Raw genomic sequence first — 25,544 nt, forward strand, 5'->3', positions numbered from 1 at the left:
GTAGCTTACTTCGACTTCCTGGCTTTGGCCTTCTTCGCCTTCTTCACAGGCTTTTCCTTGGCGGCTTTCTTCTCCACCTTTACTGCGACCGGCGTGCTGGCGGCAATCCGCATCGACCGTGCGTAGCTGTCGGCGACATTGTCGGCGGACATCTGCAGGCGCTTGGCGGCGGTGGTGGCCTGCTCCATGGTGGCCTTCGCCATTATCTTGAAGCGATTGCCGGTCTCCTTGCTCTTGGCCTTGGCCGCAAGGCCATTGAAGCGATCCCGCCGCTCCTTGGCGCGGGTCATCAGGCCCGTATGCAGCTGTCTGGCCAGTTGCCGGATCACGACATCCAGGTCGGCGTCCGCCATGTTGTTCTATCCTCTTCGAAAACAGTATCGATGCGGGCGGGACTATGCAGATCGGGCCCCGCCTTGGCAATTCCCCGCCGGGAGTCATCCGCAGCTTCCGGTTTACAAAACAAAAAAGCCGCGCATTTCGCGCGGCTCTTTGGCTTGGTTTGGCGCTTTCCGCGTTACTTCAGCGAGGCGACCGGGCCGCTCGACGCTGCCGGATCTGGGTCGAAGCCGAACACGCCGACCAGATATTTGTAATAGTCCGGCATCTTCTCCTTGAGCGTCTCGCGCGACTTCGGGTCGTGGAATTCGCTCTTCCCGGCCAGGAAGATGCTGGCGGTCACCGCAAAGAATTCCATGTGATTCTTCATCGCATAGGCTTCCTTGGGCAGGAGGTCCTTGGACTTGGCGTAGGCGTAATAGCCGATCACGCCCTTGTTGGCGTAGCCGTCCGGCAACAGCCGCGCGTGATAGGCGTGCAGGAGTTCGTGCAGCAGCACGGCCTCCTTCTCGTAACGCATCATGTCGGGCCGCAGCATGATTACGCCGAGGCCCGAATCGACCGCGAGGTCGACCGCATTGGGATTGGTCCAGCGCTGCGTGGCATGGTCCCAAACAGTGAGCGTTCGCGGCACGCGGCGCTCGACGTTCGGGGCGACCCGGCCGTAACAGGCAGTCGCGGCGCCGTCGTCGAGGCAGGCGAGCTCGCTCGCAATGATCGGGACGGTGCGGAAGAAGCGCAGGACGCGCGGCGAGAGGCCGGCACCCTCGACCACGTCGATCTGGCTCTTCAGATTCTCGGTGAGCTTGTCGACATCCTTGCGGTCGGAATTCTCCGAGATGTCGAACATGTAGCCGCGGTAGCTCTGGAAACCCGGCGGCAACGCTTGCGCCGCGCCGGCGGACGCATCGAGCGGTCCGGCATTGGATGGATTGGCCATGAGCGCGCCGACAATGGTCGCGGTCAGCAGCAGCGCAATGCGCATGATAAACCCCCTGATGTCACTTTACGCGGCAGACTAAGCCATCGTTGTTTGCGAAAAGTGAGTGGGGCGAGACTAAGGCACCGATGTTGAGGCGTGCTTAACCGTTGGTTGCAGATCGCGGAAGTGGATTAGTGCCGGGTTAACCAACCGTGGATCGCCCGCACGGTTCGGCGTAGCATGCGGTGCGGGCACCGGGCCCGTAGATCAAGACAGCCGGTAGGAGGATGCCATGTATGCCGCCATCCGTCAGGCCAAGGCGAAAAGCGGGAGCGCGGAAGAGCTGGCGCGCCGCATCAAGGACGGCGCCGTTCCGATCATCAGCGACGTCGACGGTTTCCGCGCCTATTACGTCGTCTATGCCGGCGACGACACGGTGACCGCGATCTCGATCTTCGACAAGTTCGAACAGGCGGAGGAGGCGAACCGGCGCGCGATCGCCTGGATCGAGAAGGATCTCGGCCCGCTGCTTGCAGGCGACGCCCGCGCCGCCGCGGGGCCGGTGATCGTGCATACGCTGGCGTAGGACTTGGGTGCAGCCGCGCATTCAACTGTCATCGCCCGGCTTGACCGGGCGATCCAGTACTCCGAGACAGCAGCGATTGAACCGATAGGCCGCGGCGTACTGGATGCCCCGCCTTCGCGGGGCATGACAGCGGTGTGCTTCACAGCTCCCTCGCATTCGAGAACGCGAAACTCGACACCCGCCGCGTCGTCTCGTCCAGGATCAGCGTGCGCGTGATCGGCGGCTCCGCGCGCTGAGCGCAGTTTTCGCGCTCGCAGAGGCGGCAGTTGACGCCGATCGGCGTGCCCTCTGTTTTCTCCAGATCGATGCCGGCGGCATAGACGAGGCGCGCGGCGTGACGGATCTCGCAGCCGAGGCCGATGGCGAAGCGCGGCTGCGGCAGCGGGTGCGGCGCGACGGGACGGCGCACCATCTGCGCGATCGAGAAATAACGCGTACCGTCGGACAGCTCGATCACCTGCTTGAGCAGGCGATCCGGGGTGTCAAAGGTCGAGTGCACGTTCCACAGCGGACAGGTGCCGCCGAATTTCGAGAACGGGAATGTGCCGGAGGAGAAGCGCTTCGAGACGTTGCCGGCATTGTCGACGCGCAGCAGGAAGAAGGGAATGCCGCGCGCGTTCGGCCGCTGCAGGGTGGTGAGTCGATGGCAGACCTGCTCGAAACCGGAATTGAAGCGCTGCGCCAGCAGATGGATGTCGTAGTTCAGCGCTTCCGCCGCGGCGAGGAACGGCGGGTAGGGCGTCATCACGGCGGCCGCAAAGTAGTTGCCGAGCGTGATGCGGAACAGGCGGCGCGGTGTGTCGTCGAGCGGGCCGGCGCGGCCGATGATGGTCTCCAGTTGCTGCGCGCATTCGCTCAAGCCGAGCTGGAAGGCGAGCTGGAACGCGCGGCCGGGCGCGTCGACCAGTTCGGAGATCAGGAGCTGGCGGCGATGGCGGTCGAAGCGCCGCAGCGTCTCGCGCATCACGTCCACCGGCATGATGCGGGTCTGGATCGAATGCTTCTCGCGCAGTCGCGCGGCGAGCGCCGCATAAAGCTCTTCGGCCGGCACGTTCAGTTCGTCGCGCAGAGTTTCCGCGGCTTGCTCGAGTTCCGGAAAATAGTTGCGGTTGGCCTCGATAAGCTCGCGGACGCGTTCGACCGGATTGGCCTCATAGCGCGTGCCGACGTCACGGTCGGCCATTTGCGCCGCGGCCAGGGTCTCGCCCTGGCGCGCCTCGGTATAGGCGGCGTATAGCCGCTGCAGCGCATGGGTGACGCCGGGGCAGAGTTCGGCGAGATCGCGCAGTTCCTGCTTGGGAACGTCGATCTGGCGGAACAGCGGGTCGGAGAAGATCTCGTTGAGCTCGGCGAAAAAGCGATCCTCGTCGGCGGTGGCGAGGTCGCGCAGGTCGAGGTCATAGGTCTCGGCCAGCCGCAGCAGGATCTGCGCGGTCACTGGACGCTGGTTGCGCTCGATCAGGTTGACATAGCTCGGCGAGATCCCGAGCCCCTCGGCCATCTGGGTCTGCGACAGCCCCAATTGCTGCCGGATCCGCCGAAAGCGCGGGCCGACGAAGAGCTTCTTGCTGGAACCGGCGGGCATTTTCAGGTCTCCCGAGGCATCAAGGACAGTTTGATTGACCTATATCCTTTACAAAATTTACAAAAAAACATCTATTACATGTTCCGATGTTACATGACATCACCATTCAAATACAAGGCCTCTGTACGACCTGAGCTTTCTCGCGTTTAGCTTCTGACACGCATCTCGCAATGCATTGTCAAGAATGTCGATGGCAGAAATCGCCGTCGTCAGCGAAAGGATCAGGCACATGAACTACCAGCCCCGCGGCATCACCACCCTCCAGCGCCCGGCCTCGTATCAGAGCGAGATCGAGGCGGCCCAGTCGCTCCTCGAGACCCAGCCGACCTGGAACGGTGTGTCGGCCGAAGCCGTCGCCCGCATGCGCCTGCAGAATCGCTTCAAGACCGGCCTCGACGTTGCCCGCTACACCGCGGCGCTGATGCGAGCCGACATGGCCGCCTATGACGGCGACCCGACCAAGTACACTCAGTCGCTGGGCTGCTGGCACGGCTTCATCGCCCAGCAGAAGCTGATCTCGGTCAAGAAGCACTTTGGCAAGACCGATCGCACCTATTTGTACCTGTCCGGCTGGATGATCGCGGCGCTGCGCTCCGAGTTCGGTCCGCTGCCCGACCAGTCGATGCACGAGAAGACCTCGGTGCCGGCGCTGATCGAAGAGCTCTACACCTTCCTGCGTCAGGCCGATTCGCGCGAACTGAACGACATCTTCCGCAGTCTGGATACCGCCCGCAAGGAAGGCGACAAGGCGAAGGAAAAGGCGCTGATCGAGAAGATCGACAACTTCAAGACCCATGTCGTGCCCGTCATCGCCGACATCGACGCCGGCTTCGGCAATGCCGAGGCGACCTATCTGCTCGCCAAGAAGATGATCGAGGCGGGTGCCTGCGCGCTCCAGATCGAGAACCAGGTCTCGGACGAGAAGCAGTGCGGCCATCAGGACGGCAAGGTCACCGTGCCGCACGAGGTGTTCCTGGCGAAGATCCGCGCCTGCCGCCACGCCTTCCTCGAGCTCGGCGTCGAAGACGGTGTCGTCGTGACCCGCACCGACTCGCTCGGTGCCGGCCTGACGCAGCAGATCGCCGTCAGCCACAAGCCCGGCGACCTCGGCGACCAGTACAACAGCTTCCTGGATTGCGAGGAAGTAACGGCGGAGAACGCCCGCAACGGCGACGTCATCATCAACCGCAACGGCAAGATGATGCGTCCGAAGCGGCTGCCCTCCAATCTCTATCAGTTCCGCCCGGGCACCGGCGAAGACCGCTGCGTGCTCGACAGCATCACCTCGCTGCAGAATGGTGCGGACCTGCTGTGGATCGAGACCGAGAAGCCGCATATCGAGCAGATCGCCAAGATGGTCGATCGGATCCGCAAGGTCGTTCCAAACGCCAAGCTGGCCTACAACAACTCGCCGTCGTTCAACTGGACGCTCAACTTCCGTTGGCAGGTCTACGACGCGATGAAGGAGGCCGGCAAGGACGTCAGCAAGTACAATCGTGCCGAGCTGATGAAGCAGGAATACGACGATACGCCGCTGGCGAAGGAAGCCGACGAGCGCATCCGCACCTTCCAGGCGGATTCGGCCAAGCGCGCCGGCATCTTCCACCATCTGATCACGTTGCCGACCTACCATACGGCGGCGCTCTCGACCGACAATCTGGCGAAGGAGTATTTCGGCGACCAGGGCATGCTCGGCTATGTCAAGAACGTCCAGCGCGCCGAGATCCGTCAGGGTATCGCCTGCGCCAAGCATCAGAACATGGCCGGCTCCGACATCGGCGACGACCACAAGGAATACTTCGCCGGCGAGGCTGCCCTGAAGGCGGGCGGTGCCCACAACACGATGAACCAGTTCGGCTAACGCATCACGCTATTCGACAGGAGACTGACAATGACCAACAGCAATTTCTGGGTGATCGGCGGCGAGTTCGGTTCGATGAACTTCCACAAGCTGGTGGAAGGTTCGGCCCAGGTGCAGGGTCCGTTCAAGACCCGCAAGGAGGCCGAGGACGCCTGGCGCTCGGTTTCGGAAGAGAACCGCCACAAGGCCGGCGTTCGCTTCTCGATCGTGGAAGAGCCGTCGCGGGTTTCGGCCTGACAATCTGAACTGATAAGAAGACGTCCAAGGACGGATGGTCCCATCCGGCGCAAGCCGGGTGGGATCGTCTGTTTTTGGCACAGGTGAACGGCCTGTGGGCGCCGTAAGTAACTGGAATTGTGGGGCCTTTGCGGACACATTGGTTGCTGATAGGTTAATGGAAGGAAGTCAGGACGAGGCCGACAATGTCAGAGCCCGAAACCAGCGGGATCCACCCCGGCCAGCCACGCCCGGTGCGGCTGCGCGATGCGCTGTTGCGGGCGCGGATCGAGGCCGCCGACCGGACCGGCGTCGTCGTCGATCTGCGCGATGCCGAAGTGGCAAGGCTCGAGATCCTCAACGACGCGCTCGATCCCCTGTTCGCGCAGGTGCCCGAGCGGATCGACCTGTTCGACCGCGGCATCAGCCAGGGCGATACGCCGAGACTCTGGATCGACGTCGTCGCGCACATCGTGATGGGCCGCGACAAGCGGATGTACCGCTTCGTGCAGGACACCCGCTTCGGCCGCATCGTGCTCGCCGAATCCCACGACACCACTGTCATCGTCGAGGCCGTGACTGATTACGTCGCCCGCCGCATGATCGAGCGCGAGCATGCGATGGTGGTCCCGCCTGAGCCGAAGCCCGAGGTCGCGCCGCCGCCGCGCCGGTCGCGCGTCTGGCCGTTCGTGTTCGGATTTGTGCTCGGCGCCGCCGCGCTGTTCGGGGTTGCCGTGCTGGCGGCCCTGCGAAACTTGTGAATTTCTCCTCCGTCGCAATGACGGCGTGGCCTCAAATCAACCTGACATGCTTCATCTGTACGATCTGAAGCCCAGCCCCCAGGCTCCGCACCGCCTGCTCGCATCGCCAGCCGGCATTATCCTTCTCGATCGTGAACAGATTATAAGCCGCGGCCGGGGTGTGCCCGTGCGCGAGCGCGGAGGCCGACGGCGCGCCGATCGCGGGAATGTTGCCGTTGGGGCCCTCGAACCACATCGTCGAATGAATGTGGTCGTGCCCGTGCAGGATCAGCTCGACCCCGTGGCGTTTCAAAAGCGCCAGCAGCGCGGCGGAGTCAGTCATCCGCTTGTGGCGCGCGCCGGACTTCAACGGATGATGCACCAGCAGCACGCGAAAGACGTCCTCGGCTGCAAGCCGTTCGAGCACCTCTTCGAGGGCCGCGAGCTGATCGCGTCCGAGCGTGCCCGTCGCCATCAGCGGCAAGGTGGGCACCGCCGTGGACAGGCTGATCAGCGCGAGCGGCCCGCGCCGGCGCACGGAAGGAAAGCCGATACGGCCGTCGTCGCCCGCAAGATAGGGCGCGAAGGTCTCGCCGAAACGATGCGAGGTGGCGCGGACATAGGCGTCGTGATTGCCGGGAATCGTGGTGACGCGGTCGGGCGGGCCGACGCCGTCGAGCCAGGCCCGCGCCGGCGCGAATTCGGCTTCCAGCGCGAGATTGACGAGATCGCCTGTGACCGCGATGTGGTCGGGACCTTGCGCCTTCACGTCGGCGACGAGTGCGTCGAGCACCTCGCGGCGCTGGTATTTGTGACGGTTGCGCGTCCAGTTGATATAGCCGAGCGCGCGCTTGCCGGCGAGCTCGATCAACCGCGGCTTCGGCAACTGCGGCAGATGCGGGTCGGACAGATGGGCGAGCGTGAAGGGGGCCATGGAGCGCGATTGCCTCGCTATTCGTCCGCTGTAATGGCAAGGTCGCAGGCAACGCGCAAGCGAAGCCTGAACGGGGCGCCACGGGAGCCTGATGGGAGATCGTCTCAATAGCGTCCGACGGATATTCGAGCCGCTGCTGCGGCGAATCTTCCACGCCTATTTCCTGCTCGTCCGCGGCATGACGCTCGGCGTTCGCGCCGTGGTGCTGGATGCCGAGAGCAGGGTGTTCCTGGTCAGGCACAGCTACGTCACGGGCTGGTATCTGCCCGGCGGCGGCGTCGATCTCGGCGAGACCATGGAGCAGGCGATGCGGCGCGAGCTCAAGGAAGAGGGGGATATCGATCTCACCGGCGCCGCCGTGCTGCACGGCATCTTCCTCAACAGCCACGTCTCCCGCCGCGATCATGTCGCGGTCTACGTTGTCAGGCAGTTCAAGCAGGATCGCCTGCCGCAGCCCAACCGCGAGATCGCCGAATGCGGGTTCTTCGCCGTCACGGCGCTGCCCGAGGGGACCACGCCCGGCACGCGGTTGCGGATCGCGGAAGTCCTTCACGACAGGCCGCAGATTGCGACGTGGCGATGATGGCTGCCTGTGCTAGTAAACCGCGCCTGCGGTCTCGGCGCATGGACGAGGGATGAAGATTGTCTGAATCGACGAGGTCATGGCCATTCCGGGTCGCCGTGCTGGTTCCCTGCTACAATGAGGAAGCCGCCGTTGCGACGGTCGTCGCCGATTTCCGCAAGGCACTGCCTGCGGCCGAGGTCTACGTGTACGACAACAACTCGACCGACCGCACCGCGGCGATCGCGCGCGAGGCCGGAGCAATCGTGCGCAGCGAACGGCGCCAAGGCAAAGGCCATGTCGTGCGCCGCATGTTCGCGGACATTGAGGCCGACATCTACGTGCTCGTCGATGGCGATGCGACCTACGACGCGCCGAGCGCGTCGCGCATGATCGACCAGCTCCTCGATGATCATCTGGATATGGTTGTGGGTCTGCGTGTCGATCAATCGCAGGCGGCCTACCGGCGCGGTCATCGCATCGGCAACCGGCTGTTCACCGGTTTCCTGGCTTCGACCTTCGGCCACGCCTTCACGGACATCCTGTCCGGTTACCGCGTGTTCTCGCGCCGGTTCGTCAAATCCTTCCCCGTCCTGTCCGGCGGTTTCGAGATCGAGACCGAGTTTGCGGTCTATGCGCTGGAATTGTCGCTACCGGTTGCCGAGGTCGAGACGCCGTATTATGCGCGCCCGGAAGGCTCCTTCTCCAAGCTCAATACTTGGCAGGATGGGTTGCGTATCTTCAACACGATGCTGAAGCTCAACCGGTCGGAGCGGCCGCTGCGCTTCTTTTCGGCGATCGGCATCGTCCTCGCGCTGCTGTCGATCGCTTTCGGAGTGCCCGTCGTGATCACCTTTCTCGAGACCGGTCTCGTACCGCGCCTGCCGACCGCCGTGCTCTCCATGGGCCTGATGATCATGGCGCTGCTTTCGGCTTCGTCGGGGCTCGTGCTCGACACCGTGACGCGCGGCCGGCGGGAAATGAAGATGCTCGCCTACCTGTCCCACCCGCCGCTCGGGAGGAACTGAAAACCTCCGGGGGCAGGCGCAATCCCATGGACCGTTGCCCTCCAAGGTGATATCCCGCCGACGCCGCCTGACGCGTTTTCCGACGCGAACCGATGACTCCCGCCTGAAGATGCCGTGACGCGATGAACGATCTCTCTCTCACCATCCGGTCGGAAGCCGCCGGCGATGCTCAGGCGATCGAGCGGCTGCACGAACGCACCTTCGGACCGGGCCGCTTCGTGCTCAGCGCGTACCGCATTCGCGAGCATGTGGATCACGTGCTCGATCTATCCTTCACCGCCCGCGTCGGTACGTTGCTGGTCGGATCCGTACGGCAATTGCCGGTTTGCGTCGGCGACACGCCTGCACTGCTGCTCGGGCCCCTGACGGTCGAGCCTCCGTTCCGCGGCCGCGGCGTCGGCCGGCTGCTGCTCGAGCGCGCGCTGAAGGACGCCAAGGCGCAGGGCCATCGCCTGGTGCTGCTGGTCGGCGACGAGCCCTATTACAGCCGCGTCGGCTTCAAGCCGGTGCCGAAGGGGCGCGTCACCATGCCGGGTCCGGTCGATTACAGCCGGCTCCTCGTCGTCGAGCTCGTCGAGGGCGCGTTCGAAGGCGTGTCGGGGCCGGTCGGTCCCGACTGGAGCAAGACGCGAACCTGACGCGCCATCGCTTCGAATCTCACATGAAGGTAGGGCAGTGCCGGTCGATCAACAATATTACCGGGAGGTGGCGTCCGGGAGCACGGCGGAAAAGCTGCTGATCGCGGCGCGCGACCGCATCTTCCAGGATTTCATCGCCCAGATGCAGCCGTCTGCCTCGGACGAGATCCTGGACGTCGGTGTTTCCGACGTGATCAACGACGGCGCAAACGTGCTGGAAAGAAGCTACCCGCATCAGCACAGGATCACGGCTTGCGGGCTTGGCGAAGGAATAGGGTTCAAGGCGGCTTTTCCGCTTTGCCGTTACGTGCAGATCGAACCGAATACACGGCTGCCGTTTGACGACAATGCGTTCGATGTCGCGACGTCCAATGCTGTGCTCGAGCATGCCGGCAGCCACGGAAAACAGGTGCTCCTGGTCAAGGAGCTTTGCCGCGTTGCGAGGCGGGTGTTCATCACGGTGCCCAACAGGTACTTTCCGGTCGAGCACCACACGGCCATCCCGCTGGCGCACTATCTGGACGGCACCTTCAGGATCGCCTGCAGGATCGCCGGCAAGTCGGAATGGACCGACGAGCAGAACCTGATCCTGATGACGCGAAAACGGCTGTTGGGGTTCGCCGCGCTGGTCGCCAAGTCCTCCCTCCCCAAGTCCTCCGTCCCTAAGTCCGCGGCCGTGGGCTACACCGGTTTGTCGCTCGGTCCGCTATCGTCCAATCTCTATCTTGCATTCCGCTAAAGCAGCGCCGGCGCCGCCCGCCGCATCATGATCCCGATGAAGAAAATCCATACCAGCAAAGCCGTCTTCGCCGTCTTGTTTCTCGCGGTGCTGGTTGGCCATTTCTGGACGATGTTGCGATGGAATGAGGATCGTGGCGTCTATGACGACATCTGCTACCTGCGGCAGGCGCATCTTTTCCAGAGGTTCGGTCTCGCGGAGGGCTTCGACACCAGCCTCACCCGCGACGACGATGGCTATCTGAAAGCAAAGCTGAAGGAGATCGGCTACCCGAACTGGGACGATGCGACCGCTGCGCCCTGTCACAATTTGATGCCGGCAACGGGGAAGGTCGTCATTCAATACCCGCCGGGTGTCGGCCTCGTGTTGACGTTGTTTCCGCCAGGGCACCAGGTCGTGCCCATGTACATGCTGGCGACCATCGTCGTCCTCGGCTTCGCGCTGTTTGCTCTTGCGCTCGCGCGCAGCACGAGATCGGTCCTGATGGCCGGGACGTTCGGCTGTCTTGCGATCTACCTGATGGTCAATCCGGTCAAGGCGAGCTACTCGATGGCCCCGACGGTCGTCGTGTGCGCGCTCGCAGGATGTCTCACGGCGCGATGGCTGGCGAGCCCGCGATCCCAACCGAGGATCTGGCTACTGGCGCCAATCGGTTTCCTGCTCGGATTGACCGTCGATTTCCGATTGGCCAATCTTTTCCTGGCGTCCGGCTATGGCATGTTTCTCCTCGTCGCGTTCCTTGCGGAACGGACGATGTCCCGGTTCTTGCAGGGGGCCGTGTTCGGCGTCGCGTTGCTGGCCGGCGTGATACCGACCATCCTCTCTTACGCCGTCAACGCCGGCAGTCCGTTCGCGTCGACCTACGGCAATAACCCCGACGTCAGGCCGCTGGATTTTTCGTTCGCAGTGGTTCGGGACTATCTTGCCGACCCGCTCCAGACCTTGCTGATCGTCATTGGAATTGCAGGCTCGATCTGGCTGTTGCGGCAGGCGAATGGCACTCGCCGTGTCGCGCAGCTCACGATGACCAATCTGGCGCTCAATCTCGCCTTCTTCTTCACCTATCCGATCGCGACGCCATATTACACGATCCCCATTTCCCTCCTGACACTGTGGAGCCTGCTGTTTGCCGTCCTGTTCCAGGAAGCGGCAGAGGATGCCCCTGCAGCGGCCACTTTAGCGAAAGCGCGATGAACTCAGGCTAGCTGTCGCGATTTCGGCGTCGCAGATGCATCGTCCCGGAGTTCGCTTTCGCTCCATCCGGGCTAGGGCGCTGTTAAAGCGCTGCGACCGCGCCTCATACTCCGTCATTGCGAGCGGCTTGTCCGCCGAAGCTCGAGAGCGAAGGCGGAAGCGAAGCAATCCAGAATCTTACCGCACAGGCAGTCTGGATTGCTTCGTCGCAAGGCTTCTCGCAATGACGATGTGGAGGCAGCCTTTTAGAACTTGAAGTTGGCGAACGCCCTGACGCCGATGCCAGGCATCAAGACCTCGTCCTTGGTGTAGGACACCGAGTTGCGGATGTTCTCGTTCAATAGATTGTTGCCGACGAGGCCGACCAGCATCTCGCGCGCGCCGAATGCATTCGGGTTGAGCTTGGTCTTGTAGCTGACCTCGGCCTTCAGCAAATTGTAGCCCGGTGTCGGCGTCTCCGCGATCACAGCGACGTTGTTCTGAGCGAAGGCGTGCAACAGATTGACGCGCATCAGCCAGTTGTCGTCGCGCCAGAACACGCCGCCGCCCAGTCTCAGCGGCGGAATCCGCGGCACGTTGGTGCCGTCGGTGAAGGTGGCACGCACGACGTCGAACTGGTTCTCGATGCCCCAGATGCCGCCCTGGAATGCACCGACATCGAACTGCGACTGGAATTCGCCGCCGCGGAAGTTGGCATTCCGCTGCGAATAGACCGCTAGGTTCAGCTCGGCACCGGGCGTGCCGCAGGAGGCAAAGTCGCCGTCGCACATCACGCCGGTGAGGCGGCGATAGATGAAATTGTCGAAATGCGTGTAAAAGGCGGTCGCCTCGAACCGGAACGGTCCGGTCGCCTTGCGCAAGCCGATTTCGACGGACTTCGCGGTCTCGATCGTGAGGTTCGGATTGCCGATGTCGAAGGTCGCGGTCGCATCATGGCCACCGCGCGAGAACAATTCGGCCGGCTTCGGCGCGCGCTCGACATATTGTGCGGTGATGCTGCCGACCATGCCGCCCGGCAGGTCCTGCAACAGGCCGATGCTGCCGCTCTTCGGCGTGAACGACGGATTGTGGACGATGCTTGTTTGCGGTGACCCGTCGGGCAGGAAGTCTGCGGGGAAATCGGGCGTGGACCCGTGCAGTTCGACATGTTCGATCCGGCCCGCGATTTGCGCCCTGGTCTGTTCGCTGAACTTGAACTCGTTGAAGACGTAACCCGCGACGCGGTAGTTTCGGTTCGGGTCCCACAACCCGTTGAACAGCGCGCCCGGATCGTCCGGACTTGGCGCCGTCAGCTCCTGGTGGCCCGCCTGGAAGCCGAACGCGGTCGTCACCTCGGCAAAACGGGCGTTGAACGGCATCAGCTGCACCTCGGTGCGGATCTCCTGCTCCTTGTTGGTGAAGGTCTGCCGCACGCCGTCGGTGTTGGGGTCGGCGGGATCGGCAAGGCCGATCTCGTTGTGCCGGTAGTCGGTCGCGCCGGCCCAGAAGCGAACGATTTCGATCGCCGCAGCGTCGGGATGGTACTCGCCCTTGACGTTGATCTTGGTCTGGTGAGCGTCGATCCGGGTGTTGTGGTCGGCGCCGTCGATGCCGGGGATGTGGTAGAGCGCGTCGTTCTGCGTGATCGCCGCACCGATATAGCCGCCCTGGAAGAAGTAGGAGCCGCCGATCGAGCCGCCGTCCGAGCGCGTCGCCGAATTGGGCTGGCGCCCGTTGGCGATGGAGCGCGTCTGGTCGGCGAGGTACGGGTAGCTCGGGATGCTGTAATCGGTGGTGTTGCGGCCGTAGACGTCAGCATGGAAGGCGTAATTGCCGCCCCCGGTGTCGAGCAGCACGCCGCTCTCGACGCCGCGATCGACCGAGCTGAACGCGCTGCGCGTTTCGGCGGTGACGCAAGGCGACGTCGCGGCGCCGGCGAGCGGCGCCTTGACCGGCAGGCCGAAACTCTGGAACGGCTGGGCACCGCAGTTCGGCAGCGCATCCGGAATCCGGTTGTTGGTGGCGCTGACGACGCCACCGATCGAGGTCGAGCCATAGCGCAGCGCGGCCGGCCCGCGCACCACCTCGACCTGGTTGGTCGCCAGCGGATCAATCGGGACGAAGTGATCCTCGCCGAGGTCGGAGGCACCACCGGCATTGGTGCCGTTCTCGACGATGCCGACGCGGTTGACGTCGAGACCCCGGATGATCGGCCGGCTGGAGGCGCCGGGCGCGAAGCTCGAGCCGGTGATGCCCGGCTTGGAGAACAGGAGATCGCCGAGCTGACCGCCGCCTTCGCGGCGGATCTCCTCGTTCGGCACGACTGTGACGGTGGCGAACTGGTTGGTCACGATCGGCAGCACGCCCTGCTGAGGTACGGCGGGCGTGGAGGCTGCCGGCGTGGCGACCGCCGCGCGTTCGTGGCTGCGTGCCCGCGCGGTTCGCGTGGCGCGGCCCGGGTTGCGGGTCGGCACCACCGCCCTGCGCACGATGGGGCTCGGAGCCGTCACGGTGACGGCGGGGATTTCGGTAGACGCCGGCTTGTCCTGAGCCAGCGCCGGGGTGGCGGCGGCGCCGAGCAGGAGCAGGCTTGCTCCGCCAAGGCGCTGCGCGCGCCGCAATTCAAATGACATGGTTCTGATTCCAGTCAGGCGCCGTCCGCATATTCGTGTGTTGATCGGAGGCGGCCTGCCGTCGCTGCGCGACGGAATTCGACTTCAACTGCTCCCGGGCATGCGCCGAATTTCGGCGAGCCCAGACGTGATCACGTGATGTCTGGAGTCAGGACGCGGGAGGGGCGCGCGGCTGGAACGCCGAGCCGGCCGACTTCAGATGGCTGAATTCAGCGTCGGTGGTGCGATAGAGCAGCTCGATCGCCTGCGGCAGCAGCAGCACAGGCGGCGCCGCGAACATGACGGTGCCCGCCATCGCGACCAATGCGCAGATCGCGCAATTGTCCTCGCCCGGCTGCTCCCGGTCGGGACCTGCCGGCGATTGCCTCTCGACCGCGGCACGGTGGATCGAAGCGACACCGTTGGTGCTGTCGGTCTGCTGGAGCGAGGCCTGGGCGAGGGGAGCGGCCTGGGCGAACCAATGGCTGTGGCCGAACGTCAGCGCGAACTGCACCAGCATCGCGAAGATCGCGAGCCGGGCGCCGTGCCTGATATTCGACCGGAACCACTTCATCTGAAAACGCCACCCCACATCGCGGGGGCATCATCCCCTGATCCCGCGACGTTATAATGTAACATCGCCAGATCGGTCAGCGGATGTCAACCGCAGTCGCACCGATCCGCTCGGGCGGATTGCTGATGTGTCGTTCGCGCAACGGGACGTTCAGCGCCCTTCGCGGACCCAGGTCGCGGCAAAGGCGCCGAGCAGCAGCAACAGCCCGATCAGGCCGGCGAAGATCGGCAGCACGCCGACGCCCTTCACGACGCTGGCGTCGCGCATCCGCACGCCCATCCAGCCGTCGCCATGGAAGACGCTCGCCGAGCGGACCGGCAGGACGCGCGGCAGCTCGACGTTGGCGCCGTCAACCACGCGCACGGCGTTGCCGCCCGTGGCCTGCGTCAGCGGCTTGAGAGTCTCGGTGGTCGAGGTAACTTCCGAAAACTCCTTCGGATTGGTCGGGCCGACATTGATCAGCGCCTTCAGCGTGCCGTCGGTCGCCTGCCACAGGCCGAGCTCGCTCGCCGGCAGGCTGGCGCGCCATTCGCCGGGATCGCCGGGCGCAAGCGTCAGATCGCGCGCCACGCCCGACGGCGAGGTCACGCTGACCGGCTGGACGCTGTCCGCCATGGTCTGGCGCACCACCACGAGATTCTTGCCCTGCACCTGCAGGCGCAGCGCTTCCTCGTCCAGATCGGGCTGCTTCATCAGCCAGTGCGACATGCGCCGCAACAGATCGAGATGCGGGCCGCCGCCTTCATAGCCGCGCGCCCACAGCCAGATGTGGTCGGAGAGCAGCAGCGCGACGCGGCCCTCGCCAAAACGCGACAGGAACAGCAGCGGCTTGCCGTCGGCGCCGGTCATCACCGGCGGGTTGACGGAATTGCGGGTGTCGACGGTGCGGAAGAAGCGGCTCCAGTGCGGCGGCTCGCTGGCGGAGCCTTCGAGGCCGCGCGTGACGGGATGGCGTTTGCCGACGTCGGACAGATGCGCGTAAAACGGCTTTTCCGTCACGCCGACCGGCTCTGCCGGCAGCACCGAATCCAGCGGCGTGCGCCAGATGCTGGTGTTGGAGGCGTAGTCGGGGCCGGCCGAGACCAGCACCGCGCCGCCGCCGCGAACGTAGCGTGCGATGTTGTCGAAATAGGCGATCGGCAGCACGCCCTGGCGGGCATAGCGGTCGAAGATGATCAACTGGAATTCGTTGATCTTCTGCTGGAACAGCTCGCGGGTCGGAAACGCGATCAGCGACAATTCGTTGATCGGTGTGCCGTCCTGCTTCTCCGGCGGACGCAGGATGGTGAAGTGGACGAGATCGACGCTGGCGTCGGACTTGAGCAAATTGCGCCAGGTGCGCTCGCCGGAATGCGGCTCGCCCGAGACCAGCAGCACGCGCAGCTTGTCGCGCACACCGTCGATGGCGACGACGGCGCGGTTGTTCACCGGCGTCAATTCCCGTTCGAGCGGCGAGGCCTCGATCTCGACGATGTTCGGCCCGGCATGCTTGATGTCGACCTCCACGCTTGCGGCCTGGCCGCTTCCCAGCGTGCGCTCGTTGATGACCTCGCCGTCCCTGCGGACCGTGACCTTGGCGCGCTCGCCGCTGACGCCCTGGTCGTCGAGGCGGTAGGTGATGGTCTGGGGCTGCCCGACGATGCCGAAGCGCGGCGCCGCCAGGATCGCGATGCGGCGGTCGCGCTCGTCTTTCTGTCCGGTGATCAGCGCGTGAACCGGCGCCTGGAAGCCGAGCCCGGCGGCGTTGGCCGGAATGTCGTGGACGCGGCCGTCGGTGATCAGGAAGGCGCCGGCGACGCGGTCGACCGGCACGTCGGCAAGTGCCGAGGCCAGCGCGCCGAACAGCTTGGTGCCGTCGGTCTCGCCGTCGGCCTGTCCGGCGTCGACGACGCGGACCTCGAGCCCCTTGATCTTCTTCAGGCTGTCGACCAGCGCCTCCTGCGCTTGCGCAGCCTCGCGATTGCGATTGCCGAAGTTCTGGCTCGGGCTCTTGTCGACGACGACTGCTGCGACCGAGGTGAGGGGATCGCGGTCCTCGCGGGTGAAGGAGGGATTGGCGAGCGCCAGCAGGAACAGCACCAGCGCGGCGACGCGCACGGCAGCGCCGCGCGCCCGCGCCAGCAGCAGCACGAGCGCGATGACGACGATCGCGGCCAGTGCGAGCCACAGGACGATCGCTGGAACAAGCGGTGTGAACGCGATGCCGTAATTCATATCGCACTTCTATTCATTGTGAGCATGACCTCTTCGGAAAACCGGTTCCCACTTTTCCGGATCATGCTTATTGCCCCAGCCGTTCAATCAACGCCGGTGCGTGCACCTGGTCGGCCTTGTAGTTGCCGGTCAGCGTGTACATCACGATGTTGGCGCCGGCGCGGTAGGCGAATTCGCGCTGGCGGGGGTCGCCGCCGGTCACCGGCAGCATGGCCTGGCCGTCGGGCCGAACGGCCCAGGCGCCGGCGAGGTCGTTCGAGGTGATGATGATCGGCGAGACGCCGTCGCCGCCGCGTGCCGGCCGCTGCGCGCTGTCGTCGTCGTCATCGCGCGGCAAGGTCTCGACCCAGGTCTGGCCGGTGTTGAAGCGGCCGGGGAAGTCGCGCAGGAGATAGAAGGTCTTGGTCAGCACGTGCTCGCGCGGCACCGGCTCGAGCTCGGGCACGTCGAGCGAGGACAGGATTTCGCGGAGCGTCTGCATGGCGGGGGTCTGCGCGGCGCCGTTTGCGCCGGGCGGTGCTTCGACCGCGTCGCGGGTATCGAACAGCACGGTGCCGCCCTGCTTCATGTAGGCGTCGATCTTGTTGATGGCGTCCTGCGGCGGCTTGGGCGCGCCGGGCACGATCGGCCAGTAGATCAGCGGGAAGAAGGCGAGTTCGTCGCGCGCCGGATCGATGCCGACGGGATCCCCGGCCTCGAGCGCGGTGCGCTGCGCCAGGAACAGCGTCAGTCCGGACAGGCCGGCCTTGACGATGGAATCGACGTCGGCATTGCCGGTCACGACATAGGCGAGTCGGGTCTGCGACACCGCCTTCATCGCGAACTCGTCGGACGCGCTGTCCGCGTGCGACGGCGTCGGCACGAGCGCCACGAAGCCTGCGAGCGCCAGTCCGAAGACGATCATCGCGGGCGCGGCGCGGCGGCGCAGCAGCGCGGCGAGGCCGCCGCCGAGCACCGCGACGATGATGGCGTCGATCAGGAACAGCGCGAGCGCCGTCGACAGCAGCCAGCCGCGCAAGTCGCGCGGCTCGGCATTGGTGTAGGTGGCGTGCCGGGCGCGCAGGCTCGCGGTGTTCAGGGCTGCGATACGGTCGGCGCTGGCAAGCGTGTTCACGGCGAGCGGTCCTTCTGCCGGACCATAGAAGCCCGGCGGATGATCGGGTGTGGCGCGGTCGCGATAATCCGCGGGCAGCGGCTTTGCGGCGGCGGGCGGCGGGCCGAAGGCTCCGAAGCCGTCGAGGATGTGCAGCGGCGCCACCGTCTCGGCGGTCGCCTCAGTGGCAACCCCGGCGCCGGGCTTGGCGGTATAGCCGGACATGTCGACGACACGCCGCAGGATTTCGACGAAGGTGCCGGACATCGGCAGATCCGACCAGCGCATGTCGGCGCTGACGTGGAACAGGCTGACCACGCCCTTGCCGCGATGCTCACCGGTCACCAGCGGCGTGCCGTCTTCCAGCGATGCCCAGCTCTTGGTGGCGAGCACGGCGTCGGGCTCGGCCAGCACCTGGCGGTTTATGGTGACGTCCTTGGGGACCACGACGCCGGCAAACGGACCGTCGGCCGCGAACGAGGCCAGATGTTGCGGCTTTTCCCAGGTGAGGCTGCCGCCGAGCGTCCGGCCGCCCTTGCGCAGCTTGACCGGCACGAGATCGTCTTCGGCCTGCGCCAGTCGCGGACCGGCGAACCGCACCAGCACGCCGCCCTGGTTGATCCAGGCATTGAGACGCTCGCGGATTTCAGGGGCGATGGTGCCGACATCGGCAAGGATGATCATCGGCAGCTTCTGGTCGAGGAACTGCGTGATGCCCTGCTGCGGCGCGCCCTTGTCGGCGAGCCGCACGTCGGCGAACGGCGCCAGCGCGCGGGTGAGATAGAAGGTCGGCGCCAGCAGCGGCTGCGCTGTTTCGCTGCTCGCGCCCGAGACGATGCCGATGGCGCGGCGGCGCCAGCGCTTGTCGAGCAGCTGCACCGCGCCGGCGGAGCGCTCACCGGCAATTTCAAGCCGCGTGATGTCGTTGCGCAGCTCGACCGGCAGATCGAACGCCGCTTCGGTTTCCTTGTCCTGCGGGCCGAACGAATAACGCGCTTCTCCGATCGGCGAGGCCTTCTGGTCCAGCGCGCGCACGGTGCCGATGGCAATGCCGCTGTCGGTGCGCAGCACCTTGACCGTCATCCTGGCGGCGGCGTTCTCGGCCGCGACCAGGGCCAGCGGCGAGGAGGTGCCGCCTTCGAACACGGTCAGGCTGCGGTCGCCGATGCTCTTGCCGAGGCCAGCCACGAATTCCTCGCCGCGACCGGTGTCGACGCCGTCGGAAAGCCAGGCGATCTCGCAGTCGCCGGTCGCTTTCAGGAAGCGATCGATTGCGGTCAGGGTCTCGACGCGGTCGATCGAATAGGGCTTCGGCGTGAGCTGCCGCAGCGCCACGCGCGCGGCGCCCGCCGGCATCAGGGTGATATCGCGGTTCGGCTCGGACAGCGGCGCCAGCGCAATCGCACGGCGGTCGTTCTCGGCATTGGCGATCAGCTCGTCGGCGGCCCTGATCCGGATGTCCCAGTTCGATGCCGCGCTCCAGCCGTCGTCGAACATGATCATCAGCGGCGCCTTGCTGGCGGCGATGCCTGTTTGCGGATTCCAGATCGGGCCGGCGGCGGCGAAAATGACGAGGGCCGCAGCCAGGAGCCGCAATGCGGTCAGCCACCACGGCGTCCGTGAGGGCGTCTCTTCGCGCGGTGCGATGTCGAACAACAGGCGCGTCGGCGGAAACTCGATGCGGCGCGGCCGTGGCGGCATCACGCGCAGCAGCCACCATAGCACCGGCAGGCTGACGAGGCCGATCAGGAGCAGCGGTTCGGTGAAGGCGAGCGGCAGTCCCATCATGCGGCGGGCCCCGCCTTGATGGTCGTGGTGCGGGCGCCCGACTTGCTCACCTGCATGCCGGCATGCAGGAACAGCAAGAGCTCGGCCGCGGAGCGGTCGGTCGCGTGCGTCGTGAACAGCCAATCGAGCTTGTTGGTCTCGGCGCGGATCTGGTCGCGGTGCAGCGCGAGCCGCGCGGTGTAATCCTGCGCCCAGCTCTCGGCGCGGCCGGCGGTGATCACGCCGAACCCTTCGGGCTCGACAAACTCGACGCGTCCGGAATAAGGAAACGACTCTTCGGCGGGATCGACGATCTGCACCAGCATGCCATGGGCGCCGGAGCCGGACAGGCCCGCGAGCGTCGTCCCGATCTCGGAGATCGGCGACCAGAAATCCGACAGCACGATCGTCTCGGCCAGCGCCGCGGGCACGAAGGACGGCGGCAGGCTCAGCCGGTCGGCATCGTCATGCATCATCGCCTGCGCCATCTTGTCGATGACGCTGCGGCTCGCGGTCGGTGTCATCAGCCCGGGAATGCCGACACGTTCGCCGCCGGAGACGAGCAGCTCGGCCAACGCGAAGGCGACGATCAGCGTCCGCTCGAGTTTGGATTCGCGCGCAGTCTTCGAGGCGAAGGCCATCGAGGGGGAGCGGTCGGGCCAGATCCAGACCGTGTGCGAGGCTTCCCATTCAAGCTCGCGGACATAGAGATGATCGTCACGCGCCGAGCGCCGCCAGTCGACGTTCTGCGCCGGCTCGCCGGAGACGAAGCGGCGGTACTGCCAGAAATTTTCGCCGGCGCCTGCGCGCCGTCGGCCGTGCAGCCCGTGAATGACGTTGGCGGCGATACGGCGGGCCTCGAGCACCAGGCGCGGCAGCGAAGCGGCGAGCGTGCGGCTTTCGCCATCGGCACGTCGGATCGCGATGATCTCCTTCGCTGCTTGCCCGTTCTCTGCGGCCATCAACCGATCCGTGTTTTCAATTGCCGGATCGCGTCCGGAATCGTGCGGCCTTCGGCGCGCGCCTGGAATGTCAGCGCCATGCGGTGCTTCAGCACGGGCTCGGCGAGGTCGAGCACGTCGTCGATCGAGGGCGCGAGGCGCCCGTCGATCAGCGCGCGTGCGCGCACCGCGAGCATCAGCGATTGGCTGGCGCGCGGGCCCGGTCCCCAGGCGATGAACTTGCCGGTCTCGCCGCTCTCCGGACCCGGACGGGCCGAACGGACCAGCGACAGGATCGCCTCGACCACGGAATCGCCGACCGGCAGGCGCCGGATCAGCCGCTGTGCGGTGATCAGCGCGTCCGCGGTCATCGATCCCCTGGCCAGCGTCTCTTCCGCGCCGGTGGTCTCGAACAGGATACGGCGCTCGGCGTCGCGATCGGGATAGTCGACGTCGATCTCCATCAGGAAACGGTCGAGCTGCGCTTCCGGCAGCGGATAGGTGCCTTCCTGCTCCAGCGGGTTTTGCGTGGCGAGCACATGGAACGGCTTCGGCAGATCGTGGCGCGCGCCGGCAACGGTGATGTGCTGTTCCTGCATCGCCTGGAGCAGCGCCGACTGCGTGCGCGGGCTGGCGCGGTTGATCTCGTCGGCCATCAGCAGTTGCGCGAACACGGGGCCGGAGATGAAGCGGAAGGCACGCTTGCCGCTCGTGCTTTCGTCGAGCACTTCGGCGCCGAGAATGTCCGATGGCATCAGGTCGGGCGTGAACTGGATGCGCTTGGCATCGAGGCCGAGGGTGATGCCGAGCGTCTCGACCAGCTTGGTCTTGGCGAGACCGGGGACGCCGATCAACAGCGCATGACCGCCGGAGAGGATGGTGACCAGCGTGTTCTCGATGACGCGGTCCTGGCCGAAGATGACGGACGCGATCGCATCCTTTGCCGCGCGAATCTGGCTCGACACCTGCTCGGCCGAACGGACTACTCCGTCTTCGAGCTTCTCGACACTCTCCGCCATCCGTTAGCTCCTTCAGCCTGCCATGCGGCTCGCTTGCGTCGTCATGTCATCACATGGGCCCTATGCTAGACTTGCAGGAAGGCCATGTATTCGTTGAATTAACCTATCCCCACCTTATCGGCTTAGGGCTATGTAGGGCATCACGAAGTGGAGACCTCCACACCGGACTGATCCGGAGTGGAACCGTGCACCGACAGACGACGTAGACTTACAATTCAGACCTGCACCAAACGTGCCAAATGACAGAGTCAGGGCAAACCATGGCGAACCAAGGGCAGAGCGCCGATCGCGGTCTTGAGGGGCTGACTGCCGCCGCCAAAAGTGCTGCCGATGCCGAAGGCGTCAAAAAGGGCCTGCCTCCGGTGCATCTGTGGAATCCGCCGTTTTGTGGCGATCTCGACATTCGAATCGCTTCCGATGGCACTTGGTACTATATGGGGACGCCAATCGGCCGCCACGCGCTGGTCCGCCTGTTCTCGACCATCCTCAAGCGTGAAGGCGACAAGCATTTCCTCGTCACGCCGGTGGAGAAGGTCGGCATTCGCGTCGACGACGCGCCGTTCATGGCGGTCGAAATGCAGAAGGACGGCGAGGACAACCACCGCGTGCTCCGCTTCCGCACCAATGTCGACGACTGGGTCACCTGCGATGCGGCGCACCGGCTGCGCTTCGAACGGGGCGAGGGCGGCGGACTGACGCCCTATCTGCATGTCCGCGCCGAACTCTGGGCCAAGGTCACCCGCGCGCTCTATTACGATCTGGTTGACATGGGTGAGGAGCGGATGGTCGATGGCCAGCCGATGTTCGGCGTCGAATCGGCCGGCGAATTCTTCGCCATGGCCGATGCGGAGCAGGTGAGGGCCGCGCTTTGAACAAGCCTATCCTGAAGACCGATCCCGCCACGTTCGGAGCGGCCGATTTTTTCGCCCGCTCCAAGGCGCGATTAGGCTTCGACGTGCCGCCCGGCCTGTTCGATCCCAACATCATTCCGGCCTCGGGCGATCCCGGCACCGACAAGATGCTCGAGATCATCGCGCGTGAGCAGCCGGTGCGGCCGGCGGCGGTTTTGATCGCGGTGGTCGATCATCCCGAGCCGACCATCCTGCTGACGCAGCGCTCGGCGCATCTGAACGACCATGCGGGCCAGATTGCCTTTCCCGGCGGCAAGATCGACGCGACCGACTCCTCGCCGCTCGATGCGGCGCTGCGCGAGGCGGAGGAGGAGATCGGGCTGTCGCGCGACTTCGTCGAGCCGATCGGCTATCTCGATCTCTACGGCACCGCGTTCGGCTTCCGCATCCTGCCGACGGTAGCCCGGGTGCGGCCGGGTTTTGAGCTGACGATCAACCATTCCGAGGTTGATGATGCGTTCGAAGTGCCGCTATCCTTCCTGATGAACCCGGCCAACCACCAGGTGCACAGCAAGGAATTCCGCGGCATGGAGCGGTCCTACTACGCGATGCCGTTTGCGGAACGCTACATCTGGGGGGCGACGGCCGGAATGCTGCGTGTGCTTTACGAGCGGATCTATTCATCATGATCCGCCCGGTTCTGACCGAGATCGGAATTTTCCTCGTTCCCTTCGCCGTCTATGCGCTGTTCCTGGCCGCCAGCCGTTCCGGGCTGTTCGTGCAATCGTCCTGGCCGATCACCATCGTCGCGCGTCTCATGCTGGCGGCACTCGTGCTGGTGATCGCGGGGCTGATCGGGTTTGCGCATTTCTCCGGCGCGGCTCCGGATTCGACCTATGTCCCCGCCCATGTCGAAAACGGCAAGCTCGTGCCGGGCGTGGAAAGATAGGGGCCGGCCGATGAGCGCGGAGCCCATGCTCGCCGATGCGCCCTGGCTGATTTCGGGAGGGACCGCGCGCGTCCTGGAGCTGCTCAACGCCGATGGGGAGGAGGCGCGGGTGGTCGGCGGCGCCGTGCGCAACGCGCTGCTCGGTCTCGTGCCCGGTGATATCGACATCGCGACCACGGCGCTCCCGCACGAGGTGGTGCGGCGCGCCAAGAGCGCCGGCATCAAGAGCGTGCCGACCGGCATGGACCACGGCACCGTCACGCTCGTCATCGACAGCCAGCCATACGAAGTCACGACGCTGCGCGAGGACACCGAGACCTTCGGCCGCAAAGCCAAGGTCGCGTTCGGCCGCGACTGGGTGAAGGACGCCGAGCGGCGCGACTTCACGATGAACGGGCTCTCGGTCGATGCTGATGGCGTTGTCTACGATTACGTCGGAGGCGTCGCGGATGCGGCCGCGCGGCGCGTGCGCTTCATCGGTGATCCCGACCAGCGCATCGCCGAGGATTTCCTGCGCATCCTGCGCTTCTTCCGCATCCACGCCGCGTTTGGCGCCGGCGATCCCGACCGCGACGGCTATCTCGCCTGCATCCGCGGCCGCGCCGGCCTAGCGAGCCTGTCGGCCGAGCGGCTGCGCATGGAGATGCTGAAGCTGCTGGTCGCTCGCGGCGCGTCTGCCGCCGCGCTTGCGATGGCGGATGGCGGATTGCTGCAAGCGCTGACCGGCGGCGTCGCCTACACCGGGCCGCTCTCGGCGATGATCGCGATCGAGCGTGAGCTCGGCCTCGCTGCCAGCGCAACGCGGCGGCTCGCTGCGCTGACGGTCGCCGTGACTGAAGATGCAAAACGCGTCGCCGCGCGCTTGAGGCTCTCCAATGCGGAAACCAAGGCGCTCGATTCGATGGGGCACCGCTGGTGGCGCCTGGCGATCAAGGACGAAGCCGATGCGCGGCGGCTGCTCTATCGGCTCGGTGCGGAGCGCTATCACGATCGCGTGTTGCTTGGCTGGGCGCGAGGCGGCGATCACGTCGGCTCGTCGCGATGGCGTGTGCTCGCCGAGCTGCCGCAGCGCTGGACTGCGCCGAAATTTCCGCTGAAAGCTGCCGACTTCATCGCGCGCGGCATGGCGGAAGGACCCGCGCTCGGGCATGTGTTGACGCTCGCCGAGGACGCTTGGCTTGCGGCGGATTTTCCCCTAGAGGACACCGCACTCGCTTCCATCGCCGATCAAGCAGCGGCACGCGTCAGCCGCGACGAGAAAACGTGACCATCGTCTCAGGCTTCGCCGACATCTCGATCTTTCAGCTTCTGCTGGTCGCGTTGATGGCGCTGTTTGCTTCGATCATCGGTGGTCTCGCCGGCTACGGCACCGGCGCTCTGATGCCGCTGGTGCTGGTCCCTCTCGTTGGCGCCGAGCCGGTAGTGCCGATCATCGCGATCTCCGCGATCTTCACCAATTCCAGCCGCGCGATTGCCTATCTGCGTTACGCCGACCGCCGCCGCGCGCTGATCGTGCTCGCCTGCGCGGCGCTGACGACGGCGCTCGGCGCTTACGGCTATACCCGGCTGACCAATGCCGGCGCCGCGCTGGTGATCGGCTCCATGCTGATCCTGAGTGCGCCACTGCGCCGGATGCTCCGTCGTCGGCAGGTCAGGATCGGCGACACCGGCCTTGCGGCCGGCTCCGTCGGCTACGGCGTGCTGGTCGGCGGCACCTCGGGCTCCGGCGTGATCCTGCTCTCGCTGCTGATGGCCGCGGGACTCGAGGGCGCCGCCGTGATCGCGACCGACGCGATGATCTCGCTCGGCACGGGTCTGATCAAGATTTCGGTGTTCGGCCTCGCCGGCGCGGTCACCGCGCGGGTGCTCGCCTTTGCGCTGCTGATCGGCGGGATCGCGATCCCCGGCGCGTTCCTCGCCAAAGCCTTCGTCGAGCGGATGCCGGTGCATATCCACACCGCGATCCTCGATGTCGCGGTGATCACCGGCGGGCTGGTGATGATCTCGGCGGCTGCACGACAGCTGATCTGATAGATTATCGCGGAGCGGGACGCGTAGTTACCTCTCCCCGGGACAGAGCGCATATGGGCGCCGAAGCTTCCACAACGTCACGGCCGGGCCTGTCCGGACAAGCCCGGGCATGACGACCTTTTGGGTTACGATGACAGTGCACTTAATCATCGCCGTCAGACTGCGCTGGC

The 25,544-nt window shown here is 65.4% G+C and carries 24 protein-coding genes; 14 read left to right on the forward strand and 10 right to left on the reverse strand.

Annotated elements, in window-relative coordinates; translation table 11 throughout:
- Window positions 1–5: 5 nt before the first annotated feature.
- Window positions 6–353, reverse strand: a complete 348-nt coding sequence (locus IVB27_RS01205) for a hypothetical protein (protein ID WP_247440748.1) — start codon at window positions 351–353, stop codon at window positions 6–8.
- A 164-nt stretch (window positions 354–517) separates the two neighbouring features.
- On the reverse strand, window positions 518–1,324 hold the full coding sequence (locus tag IVB27_RS01210; protein WP_247440749.1) for a hypothetical protein: 807 nt from the start codon (window positions 1,322–1,324) through the stop codon (window positions 518–520).
- Between the two features lie 229 nt (window positions 1,325–1,553).
- On the opposite strand from IVB27_RS01210, the gene IVB27_RS01215 reads away from it, so the two are divergent.
- On the forward strand, window positions 1,554–1,847 hold the full coding sequence (locus tag IVB27_RS01215; RefSeq protein WP_027543691.1) for an antibiotic biosynthesis monooxygenase: 294 nt from the start codon (window positions 1,554–1,556) through the stop codon (window positions 1,845–1,847).
- 139 nt (window positions 1,848–1,986) lie between these two features.
- On the opposite strand, the gene IVB27_RS01220 is transcribed toward IVB27_RS01215, so the two are convergent.
- Complete coding sequence (locus IVB27_RS01220) at window positions 1,987–3,432, reverse strand: helix-turn-helix domain-containing protein (protein WP_247440751.1); 1,446 nt, start codon at window positions 3,430–3,432, stop codon at window positions 1,987–1,989.
- A 229-nt stretch (window positions 3,433–3,661) separates the two neighbouring features.
- Here IVB27_RS01220 and IVB27_RS01225 point away from each other — a divergent pair, with 229 nt between their 5' ends.
- The 3 genes from IVB27_RS01225 to IVB27_RS01235 all read left to right on the forward strand — a co-directional run bounded on the left by IVB27_RS01225 (window position 3,662) and on the right by IVB27_RS01235 (window position 6,270).
- Entirely contained in the window at window positions 3,662–5,293 is a 1,632-nt protein-coding gene (locus IVB27_RS01225) for an isocitrate lyase (RefSeq protein ID WP_247440753.1), read from the forward strand.
- A gap of 30 nt (window positions 5,294–5,323) precedes the next feature.
- Window positions 5,324–5,530, forward strand: coding sequence for a DUF4170 domain-containing protein (locus IVB27_RS01230; RefSeq protein WP_007595122.1), 207 nt, complete (start codon window positions 5,324–5,326; stop codon window positions 5,528–5,530).
- Window positions 5,531–5,715: 185 nt separating this feature from the next.
- Window positions 5,716–6,270, forward strand: coding sequence for a hypothetical protein (locus IVB27_RS01235; RefSeq protein ID WP_247440755.1), 555 nt, complete (start codon window positions 5,716–5,718; stop codon window positions 6,268–6,270).
- A 31-nt stretch (window positions 6,271–6,301) separates the two neighbouring features.
- Here the strand turns inward: IVB27_RS01235 and IVB27_RS01240 are convergent, their stop codons facing one another.
- Window positions 6,302–7,183, reverse strand: a complete 882-nt coding sequence (locus IVB27_RS01240) for a metallophosphoesterase family protein (RefSeq protein ID WP_247440756.1) — start codon at window positions 7,181–7,183, stop codon at window positions 6,302–6,304.
- Window positions 7,184–7,274: 91 nt separating this feature from the next.
- Between IVB27_RS01240 and IVB27_RS01245 the strand changes: the two genes are divergently transcribed.
- The 5 genes from IVB27_RS01245 to IVB27_RS01265 all read left to right on the forward strand — a co-directional run bounded on the left by IVB27_RS01245 (window position 7,275) and on the right by IVB27_RS01265 (window position 11,344).
- Window positions 7,275–7,766 carry an NUDIX domain-containing protein gene (locus IVB27_RS01245; RefSeq protein ID WP_247440758.1) on the forward strand — a complete coding sequence of 164 codons (492 nt, stop codon included), beginning with the start codon at window positions 7,275–7,277 and terminating at the stop codon, window positions 7,764–7,766.
- 59 nt (window positions 7,767–7,825) lie between these two features.
- Window positions 7,826–8,773 (forward strand): glycosyltransferase family 2 protein, encoded by a 948-nt coding sequence (locus tag IVB27_RS01250; RefSeq protein WP_247440760.1) that lies wholly within the window; start codon window positions 7,826–7,828, stop codon window positions 8,771–8,773.
- A 122-nt stretch (window positions 8,774–8,895) separates the two neighbouring features.
- Window positions 8,896–9,411, forward strand: a complete 516-nt coding sequence (locus IVB27_RS01255) for a GNAT family N-acetyltransferase (protein ID WP_247440761.1) — start codon at window positions 8,896–8,898, stop codon at window positions 9,409–9,411.
- A 37-nt stretch (window positions 9,412–9,448) separates the two neighbouring features.
- Window positions 9,449–10,150 carry a methyltransferase domain-containing protein gene (locus IVB27_RS01260; protein WP_247440763.1) on the forward strand — a complete coding sequence of 234 codons (702 nt, stop codon included), beginning with the start codon at window positions 9,449–9,451 and terminating at the stop codon, window positions 10,148–10,150.
- A 36-nt stretch (window positions 10,151–10,186) separates the two neighbouring features.
- The gene (locus IVB27_RS01265) at window positions 10,187–11,344 is read left to right on the forward strand and encodes a hypothetical protein (RefSeq protein WP_247440765.1); all 1,158 of its coding nucleotides are present in this window, start codon (window positions 10,187–10,189) and stop codon (window positions 11,342–11,344) included.
- Between the two features lie 245 nt (window positions 11,345–11,589).
- Here IVB27_RS01265 and IVB27_RS01270 read toward each other — a convergent pair whose 3' ends face one another.
- The 6 genes from IVB27_RS01270 to IVB27_RS01295 all read right to left on the reverse strand — a co-directional run bounded on the left by IVB27_RS01270 (window position 11,590) and on the right by IVB27_RS01295 (window position 21,543).
- Complete coding sequence (locus IVB27_RS01270; protein ID WP_247440767.1) at window positions 11,590–13,956, reverse strand: TonB-dependent receptor; 2,367 nt, start codon at window positions 13,954–13,956, stop codon at window positions 11,590–11,592.
- Between the two features lie 148 nt (window positions 13,957–14,104).
- Complete coding sequence (locus IVB27_RS01275; protein ID WP_247440769.1) at window positions 14,105–14,509, reverse strand: DUF2946 domain-containing protein; 405 nt, start codon at window positions 14,507–14,509, stop codon at window positions 14,105–14,107.
- A gap of 150 nt (window positions 14,510–14,659) precedes the next feature.
- On the reverse strand, window positions 14,660–16,723 hold the full coding sequence (locus tag IVB27_RS01280; RefSeq protein ID WP_247440771.1) for a hypothetical protein: 2,064 nt from the start codon (window positions 16,721–16,723) through the stop codon (window positions 14,660–14,662).
- Between the two features lie 67 nt (window positions 16,724–16,790).
- Window positions 16,791–19,604: a DUF4159 domain-containing protein gene (locus tag IVB27_RS01285; protein WP_247440773.1), complete on the reverse strand. Its 2,814-nt coding sequence runs from the start codon at window positions 19,602–19,604 to the stop codon at window positions 16,791–16,793.
- The gene (locus tag IVB27_RS01290) at window positions 19,601–20,545 is read right to left on the reverse strand and encodes a DUF58 domain-containing protein (protein ID WP_247440774.1); all 945 of its coding nucleotides are present in this window, start codon (window positions 20,543–20,545) and stop codon (window positions 19,601–19,603) included. The genes IVB27_RS01285 and IVB27_RS01290 overlap by 4 nt, the downstream gene beginning before the upstream one ends.
- Window positions 20,545–21,543, reverse strand: a complete 999-nt coding sequence (locus tag IVB27_RS01295; RefSeq protein WP_247440776.1) for an AAA family ATPase — start codon at window positions 21,541–21,543, stop codon at window positions 20,545–20,547. The genes IVB27_RS01290 and IVB27_RS01295 overlap by 1 nt, the downstream gene beginning before the upstream one ends.
- Before the next feature lie 260 nt (window positions 21,544–21,803).
- Between IVB27_RS01295 and IVB27_RS01300 the strand changes: the two genes are divergently transcribed.
- The 5 genes from IVB27_RS01300 to IVB27_RS01320 are packed head-to-tail and all read left to right on the forward strand — an operon-like array spanning window position 21,804 to window position 25,374.
- Window positions 21,804–22,415, forward strand: coding sequence for a DUF1285 domain-containing protein (locus IVB27_RS01300; RefSeq protein ID WP_247340413.1), 612 nt, complete (start codon window positions 21,804–21,806; stop codon window positions 22,413–22,415).
- The gene (locus IVB27_RS01305) at window positions 22,412–23,083 is read left to right on the forward strand and encodes a CoA pyrophosphatase (RefSeq protein ID WP_247340412.1); all 672 of its coding nucleotides are present in this window, start codon (window positions 22,412–22,414) and stop codon (window positions 23,081–23,083) included. Before IVB27_RS01300 ends, IVB27_RS01305 begins: the two co-directional genes overlap by 4 nt.
- The gene (locus tag IVB27_RS01310; protein WP_247340410.1) at window positions 23,080–23,343 is read left to right on the forward strand and encodes a DUF6111 family protein; all 264 of its coding nucleotides are present in this window, start codon (window positions 23,080–23,082) and stop codon (window positions 23,341–23,343) included. The genes IVB27_RS01305 and IVB27_RS01310 overlap by 4 nt, the downstream gene beginning before the upstream one ends.
- A 10-nt stretch (window positions 23,344–23,353) precedes the next feature.
- The gene (locus IVB27_RS01315) at window positions 23,354–24,610 is read left to right on the forward strand and encodes a CCA tRNA nucleotidyltransferase (RefSeq protein ID WP_247440778.1); all 1,257 of its coding nucleotides are present in this window, start codon (window positions 23,354–23,356) and stop codon (window positions 24,608–24,610) included.
- On the forward strand, window positions 24,607–25,374 hold the full coding sequence (locus tag IVB27_RS01320) for a sulfite exporter TauE/SafE family protein (RefSeq protein WP_247440780.1): 768 nt from the start codon (window positions 24,607–24,609) through the stop codon (window positions 25,372–25,374). Before IVB27_RS01315 ends, IVB27_RS01320 begins: the two co-directional genes overlap by 4 nt.
- The last annotated feature ends 170 nt before the right edge of the window (window positions 25,375–25,544 follow it).

The organism is Bradyrhizobium sp. 197, from assembly GCF_023073375.1.
Lineage (GTDB): Bacteria > Pseudomonadota > Alphaproteobacteria > Rhizobiales > Xanthobacteraceae > Bradyrhizobium.

Coding starts and splice junctions, on each gene's coding strand:
- IVB27_RS01205 (WP_247440748.1), bottom strand. CDS start 353: ATGGCGGACGCCGACCTGGATGTCGTGATCCGGCAACTGGCCAGACAG.
- IVB27_RS01210 (WP_247440749.1), bottom strand. CDS start 1,324: ATGCGCATTGCGCTGCTGCTGACCGCGACCATTGTCGGCGCGCTCATG.
- IVB27_RS01215 (WP_027543691.1), top strand. CDS start 1,554: ATGTATGCCGCCATCCGTCAGGCCAAGGCGAAAAGCGGGAGCGCGGAA.
- IVB27_RS01220 (WP_247440751.1), bottom strand. CDS start 3,432: ATGCCCGCCGGTTCCAGCAAGAAGCTCTTCGTCGGCCCGCGCTTTCGG.
- IVB27_RS01225 (WP_247440753.1), top strand. CDS start 3,662: ATGAACTACCAGCCCCGCGGCATCACCACCCTCCAGCGCCCGGCCTCG.
- IVB27_RS01230 (WP_007595122.1), top strand. CDS start 5,324: ATGACCAACAGCAATTTCTGGGTGATCGGCGGCGAGTTCGGTTCGATG.
- IVB27_RS01235 (WP_247440755.1), top strand. CDS start 5,716: ATGTCAGAGCCCGAAACCAGCGGGATCCACCCCGGCCAGCCACGCCCG.
- IVB27_RS01240 (WP_247440756.1), bottom strand. CDS start 7,183: ATGGCCCCCTTCACGCTCGCCCATCTGTCCGACCCGCATCTGCCGCAG.
- IVB27_RS01245 (WP_247440758.1), top strand. CDS start 7,275: ATGGGAGATCGTCTCAATAGCGTCCGACGGATATTCGAGCCGCTGCTG.
- IVB27_RS01255 (WP_247440761.1), top strand. CDS start 8,896: ATGAACGATCTCTCTCTCACCATCCGGTCGGAAGCCGCCGGCGATGCT.
- IVB27_RS01265 (WP_247440765.1), top strand. CDS start 10,187: ATGAAGAAAATCCATACCAGCAAAGCCGTCTTCGCCGTCTTGTTTCTC.
- IVB27_RS01270 (WP_247440767.1), bottom strand. CDS start 13,956: ATGTCATTTGAATTGCGGCGCGCGCAGCGCCTTGGCGGAGCAAGCCTG.
- IVB27_RS01275 (WP_247440769.1), bottom strand. CDS start 14,509: ATGAAGTGGTTCCGGTCGAATATCAGGCACGGCGCCCGGCTCGCGATC.
- IVB27_RS01280 (WP_247440771.1), bottom strand. CDS start 16,723: ATGAATTACGGCATCGCGTTCACACCGCTTGTTCCAGCGATCGTCCTG.
- IVB27_RS01285 (WP_247440773.1), bottom strand. CDS start 19,604: ATGATGGGACTGCCGCTCGCCTTCACCGAACCGCTGCTCCTGATCGGC.
- IVB27_RS01290 (WP_247440774.1), bottom strand. CDS start 20,545: ATGGCCGCAGAGAACGGGCAAGCAGCGAAGGAGATCATCGCGATCCGA.
- IVB27_RS01295 (WP_247440776.1), bottom strand. CDS start 21,543: ATGGCGGAGAGTGTCGAGAAGCTCGAAGACGGAGTAGTCCGTTCGGCC.
- IVB27_RS01300 (WP_247340413.1), top strand. CDS start 21,804: ATGGCGAACCAAGGGCAGAGCGCCGATCGCGGTCTTGAGGGGCTGACT.
- IVB27_RS01310 (WP_247340410.1), top strand. CDS start 23,080: ATGATCCGCCCGGTTCTGACCGAGATCGGAATTTTCCTCGTTCCCTTC.
- IVB27_RS01315 (WP_247440778.1), top strand. CDS start 23,354: ATGAGCGCGGAGCCCATGCTCGCCGATGCGCCCTGGCTGATTTCGGGA.